The sequence below is a fragment of the Bradyrhizobium sp. genome, from assembly GCF_028868675.1.
Taxonomy (GTDB): Bacteria; Pseudomonadota; Alphaproteobacteria; order Rhizobiales; family Xanthobacteraceae; genus Bradyrhizobium.
Genome location: NZ_JAGWUA010000288.1, coordinates 1 through 4,535 on the forward strand (window position 1 = coordinate 1; position 4,535 = coordinate 4,535).

The following is a 4,535-nucleotide window of genomic DNA, read 5'->3' on the forward strand; positions in this document are numbered from 1 at the left end:
CCATTATGGCCGGCGGTGGGCGTGCCTATGGTCGATGCTTGCATCTGACTCTCCGTGGGTTCGAGTGAGGAAACCCAAACCTATCGGAAAGGCCACGCTCACCGCCCCATGAAATCTACGATTGCTCCATTGCGGATGCGAGCGCGCGCTACGTGCCCTTCGGCCGCACGATGGCCCAACCGATCCGCAGCAAGGGCTGCCGCCCCGTCACTAACCATTCGAAGGCGCGCGGCACTTCCGGTACGATGCCGGGAAAGCGCTCGGCGATCTCGGGCGGCGGCGTGCCGGCGGTGTCGGAGGCGCGCCAGACCACGACACCGCCGGTCTCGCCGAATCTGGCCGGCGTGATCCACGGCGTGCGGGTGGGCGCGGCGTCGACCAGCAGATGCGGACGGCCGGAATGCAGCGCAATCAAGCTTGCGAGCTGGGTTTCGCCCGCGACCGCGCGCAAGGGATGATTGGTGCGGCGGACGAAGCTGTCGTCGAAGAAATCGGAGATCGCGCGGCCCGGCATGGAGGTGGAGACTTCGCCGGCGCCGGTCCAGGGCAGGAGCAGGGTCGTCGCCGCCACCGCCGCCGCGGGCGCCACGACCGCAGCCGCCCACACCGCCCGCAGCACGCGCTGGTGCCGCATCGCGATGATGTCGCCGGCCGCGACGATCGCGACGAGCCCCGACGGCAGAAGCACGACGCCGGCGCCGCCGACGACGCGGTCGAATCCGAACAGGCCCGAGATCAGCACCGCCGCGAGCGCCGGTGCGAGCGCGAAGAAGTAGACGAAATTGCGCGCCAGGGGCTCGACCGGCGGCCGGTAGATGATCGGCGCCTCCTCGCCCTTGGCCGCGAACCAGCTCATGTTGAGCACGCTGAGCACGGGAATGGCGGCCGCGGCAAGCACCAGGCCGCCGAGCAGCCAGGCCGTGTTGAGCCCGCGCGCGCCGAGCTCGGCGAGTTGCGGCAGGGCCGGCACCGCAAGCGCACCGGCGCGGATCAGCCAGACCAGATAAGGCAGCGCCAGCACGATGATGACGAGCAACGCGAACAGCGGATCGAGCGCCCTGAGCGTCCGGCGGCCGCCCGCGGTCGCAACGGCGAAGATGACGAGCAGGAGCAACAGGCCGCTCGCCGCCGGCGTCGTCAGGAGCAGCAGCCCGGCCGCGATCGACCAGGCGAACCAGACGTTGCCGCGACGCTGGCCGATGAGCTGCCAGGAATACAGCAGCAGCAGCGCCCAGAGCGGACGGGCCAGCACCGTCGGGCCGAATTCGAGCGTGGGCGCCGAAAAGGCCAGCACCGTCATGGTCAGCAGCACGGCGAGCACCGCCTGATGGGTGCCGACCACGACGCGGGCCAGATGGTAGAGCGTGACGAGGGTCGCGATCCCGCAGAGCTCGGCGAGCAGATAGACGCCGATCATGTGGTTGCCGGCGGCGCGATAGGCGATATCGGCGAGCCAGAACGCCAGCGGCGGGCCGAGGTCGGTGCCGACCTGGTATTCGCGGCCGAAGGCGAGCGCCGTGGCGAGATTGCCGGGCGGACTCCGGTAGAACACCAGCGCGACGAACAGCCAGAGCGCGGCCTGCAGCAGCACCACCAGCCACACGACCAGCCGCGGCCGGGCGCGAATGAGCTCGATGACCAGGGAGGTGAACCGCATGCAACGTCCGAAATGATGCAGCCAACCCGTCCAAGCCGGCTCAATTCGCTCGCATTTTGATAAAGCGCGCCACGCGCCGTGGCAACTGGACTTGCGGCGGCACTTCTCCCTCTCCCAGCTCGCGGAGCGAGGTGAAGAAGAAGCCCGGCTTGTCTCTGCTCTAAATTAGAGGGTCTCCGACGCGGCGAGTTCGATCTGAACGTCCGCCCTGGCCGCCACCGAGAACAGGTCGCGCTTGGGCTCGACCGTCCATGGCATGTGCTTTTGGCGCGCGGCGACGACGGGGGCGAAGAAGCTGCGATGGTGCACGGAGGGACCGAGGCGGTCGAGCGCCTCCAGATGCTCGGGAACGGCGTAGCCCTTGTGCTGCTCGAAACCGTAGCCCGGACAGTCCTGCGCCAGCGCGCACATCAACCGGTCACGCGTCACTTTCGCCACGATCGAGGCGGCGGCAATCGACAGCACCAGGCCGTCGCCGCCGATCACGGCATCGCAGTCGCAGGCCGTATCCAGCCGGTCGCGGCCGTCGACGAAGACATGCCTGGGAGGCTCCGGCAGCGCCAGCACCGCGCGCTTCAGCGCCCAGAGCGAGGCGCGCAGGATATTGTCGCGGTCGATGCGGGCCGTCGAGCCGACGGCGACGGAGACCTGCGCGGTCGCGCAAATCTTCTCGAACAACTTTTCGCGCTGCTCGGCCGTCAGTCGCTTGGAATCGTCGATGCCCCTGGGGATGCGGTCGGGATCGAGGATCACGGCGGCGGCGACCACGGGCCCGGCCAAGGGACCGCGCCCGGCCTCGTCGCAACCCGCGACAGGCCAGACGCCGCGCTTGATCAGCGCGCGCTCGCGGCGAAAGCTCGGCGACGCCACGGCGATGACGCCTTTGGCCGCCTTGGCCTCCTTGCCTGCCCTGGTCTGGGCCGGTGCCTTCGCCTTGGTCTTTCTGACGGACTTATCCCGAATCATGGCCGGGATCGTGCGCAAGCGGGCCTGCCCGCGCAACCGGGAACCCGGCAAAATTCCCGTTATTCATACGCCCTTGGTTAGAGGGGATGCCCGCGTCCAAAACGCCTTAGAACAGGCTGAGCTGTTCGCCGTTGCGCTTGGGTCTTGCAAAATGGTCCGTCGTCAGCCTGGTGCGCCGCCTGTTGAGCCCGAGCTTGTCGCAGGCGATCTCGAAGCGGCGGCCGATGGTCCAGGCCATCGGGCCGGTGCCCTTCATCCGCGTTCCCCATTGCGAGTCGTAGTCGCGCCCGCCCCGCATGTCGCGGATCAGGGTGAAGACGTGACGGTAGCGGTCCGGATAGTTCGCCATCAGCCACTCGCGGAAGAGGTCGCGAACCTCGAGCGGCAGCCTGAGCAGCACATAGGCCGCCTCCTTGACGCCGGCATGCGCGGCCGCATCGAGGATGCGCTCGATCTCGGAATCGTTCAGCGCGGGAATCACGGGCGCCACCATCACGGTGGTCGGGATGCCGGCATCGGCAAGCTGCCGCAACGCCTCCAACCGCTTCGGCGGCGTCGCGGCGCGCGGCTCCATGGTGCGCGCCAGCCTGGGATCGAGCGTCGTCACCGAGATCGCGACCTTGGCGAGATTGCGCTTCGCCATCCGCGACAGGATGTCGATGTCGCGCACGACCAGCGCCGACTTGGTGACGATGCCGACGGGATGGCCGGTGCGCTCCAGCACCTCCAGGATGCCGCGCATGATCTTCCGCTCGCGTTCGATCGGCTGATACGGATCGGTGTTGGTGCCGATCGCGATCATCCGCGGCTCGTAGCCGGGCGCGGCGAGTTCCTTCTCCAGCAGCGCCGGTGCGTCGGGCTTGGCATAGAGATTGGTCTCGAAGTCGAGACCGGGCGACAGGCCGAGATAGGCATGGGTCGGCCGCGCGAAGCAGTAGACGCAGCCGTGCTCGCAGCCCCGGTAGGGATTGATCGAGCGGTCGAAGCCGATGTCGGGGGAATCGTTGCGCGTTATTACCTTGCGCGAGGCATCCACCGACACGGTGGTCTTGAAGGGCGGCAGCTCGTCCAGGCTCTGCCAGCCGTCGTCGAAGGCGATCCGCGCCTCCGCCTCGTAGCGGCCGCTGGCATTGGACTGCGCGCCCCGCCCGCGCCGCCGCTCGCAGTCGATCGCAACCGCAAGCTCGGGAAAGGCGGAAGGCGCACCCGCCGGCTCGGAGGGCGCCGTGACCGGCGGGTGCCTGAGGGCATGAGAGGATGCTCGACTCATGAAAGCAATGTAGCAGGCCATGAGAACAAATCAAGAACATCAATCTCGAAAGCCACGCGAAGGTGAACGATGCCTGTGCAGAGCTACTGCGGGCTTTGGCCCGGGATGGCGAGCCTCCATCCCTCAAGCGGAGGCAAGGCCGCGCGCGCGGCCTTGCCTCAGTAACGTCCGGCCAGAATCTGGAAACAGCCGATCGCGACCTCGATCACGATCAGCACGACCACCGCCAGTTCGAGCCGCAGTGACCGCTGGGTGTCGATGATGTCGGTCAGCGCGTTGGCGGTCTCCGAGATCGCCGCGAGCTTGCGCTCGAGCGTGTCGAGCCGCTCCTTCAATTCATACTCGTCCGCGAGCCGGGCGTAGAGCCGGTCGAGCTCCGGCTTCTCCCAGAGCACGTCGGGCTTCTCGGCGATGGCGACGCGGCCGGCGACGCGCTGCTGGACCAGGAGCGCGTTGCCGATCAGTTGCAGGATCGCCTTGCGCCGGCGCGGCGTACGGCCATGCTCGGCAAGCTCGCGCGCAAGCGGCTCGATGACGTCGAACACGGCGGCGACGCGCCGCTCGTCGCGCGCCAGTGCCGTGCTCTTGGCGAGCGCATCCGCGATCAGGAGCAGCCGGTCGTCGGAGAACTTGCTGAGACAG

The 4,535-nt window shown here is 68.1% G+C and carries 4 protein-coding genes; all 4 read right to left on the reverse strand.

The genetic code is table 11. From position 1 onward, the window contains the following. Positions 1 to 148: 148 nt before the first annotated feature. The gene (locus tag KGM94_RS23730) at positions 149 to 1,657 is read right to left on the reverse strand and encodes a glycosyltransferase family 39 protein (RefSeq protein WP_300264683.1); all 1,509 of its coding nucleotides are present in this window, start codon (positions 1,655 to 1,657) and stop codon (positions 149 to 151) included. A 165-nt stretch (positions 1,658 to 1,822) separates the two neighbouring features. Continuing rightward, complete coding sequence (locus tag KGM94_RS23735; protein WP_300264685.1) at positions 1,823 to 2,623, reverse strand: ribonuclease HII; 801 nt, start codon at positions 2,621 to 2,623, stop codon at positions 1,823 to 1,825. Between the two features lie 106 nt (positions 2,624 to 2,729). Further along, positions 2,730 to 3,893, reverse strand: a complete 1,164-nt coding sequence (locus tag KGM94_RS23740) for a PA0069 family radical SAM protein (RefSeq protein WP_300264689.1) — start codon at positions 3,891 to 3,893, stop codon at positions 2,730 to 2,732. A 158-nt stretch (positions 3,894 to 4,051) separates the two neighbouring features. Further along, positions 4,052 to 4,535, reverse strand: a 484-nt coding sequence (locus KGM94_RS23745) for an RMD1 family protein (protein ID WP_300264687.1), incomplete at its 5' end; no start/stop codon positions are given.

Excerpts from the sequence above, each read along its gene's own strand:
- KGM94_RS23730 (WP_300264683.1), bottom strand. The coding sequence starts at position 1,657 with ATGCGGTTCACCTCCCTGGTCATCGAGCTCATTCGCGCCCGGCCGCGG.
- KGM94_RS23735 (WP_300264685.1), bottom strand. The coding sequence starts at position 2,623 with ATGATTCGGGATAAGTCCGTCAGAAAGACCAAGGCGAAGGCACCGGCC.
- KGM94_RS23740 (WP_300264689.1), bottom strand. The coding sequence starts at position 3,893 with ATGAGTCGAGCATCCTCTCATGCCCTCAGGCACCCGCCGGTCACGGCG.